Source organism: Rathayibacter sp. AY1D5, assembly GCF_002932515.1.
Classification (GTDB): Bacteria; Actinomycetota; Actinomycetes; order Actinomycetales; family Microbacteriaceae; genus Rathayibacter.
Map to the genome: position 1 here is coordinate 1 of NZ_PSVU01000132.1, position 617 is coordinate 617.

A 617-nucleotide genomic window follows, 5' to 3' on the forward strand; every position below is an offset into this window, starting at 1 on the left:
AACACTAGCGTGCCCGCTTCAACGTCTCCCACCTATCCTACACAAGCCACACCGAACACCAATACCAAACTATAGTAAAGGTCACGGGGTCTTTCCGTCCTGCTGCGCGTAACGAGCATCTTTACTCGTAATGCAATTTCGCCGAGTTCGCGGTTGAGACAGCTGGGAAGTCGTTACGCCATTCGTGCAGGTCGGAACTTACCCGACAAGGAATTTCGCTACCTTAGGATGGTTATAGTTACCACCGCCGTTTACTGGGGCTTAAATTCTCAGCTTCGCCTTGCGGCTAACCGTTCCTCTTAACCTTCCAGCACCGGGCAGGCGTCAGTCCGTATACATCGTCTTGCGACTTAGCACGGACCTGTGTTTTTAGTAAACAGTCGCTTCCCACTGGTCTCTGCGGCCATCGAACGCTCCCGGAGCAAGTCCGTTCACGCCTCAGGCCCCCCTTCTCCCGAAGTTACGGGGGCATTTTGCCGAGTTCCTTAACCACGATTCTCTCGATCTCCTTAGTATTCTCTACCTGACCACCTGAGTCGGTTTGGGGTACGGGCAGCTAGAACCTCGCGTCGATGCTTTTCTTGGCAGCATAGGATCACCGATTTCGACTTGCGTCT

General features: G+C 53.5%; 1 rRNA gene. It reads right to left on the minus strand.

Annotated elements, in window-relative coordinates:
• A 23S ribosomal RNA gene (locus C5C82_RS17210) occupies positions 1-617 on the minus strand; the annotation flags it as partial.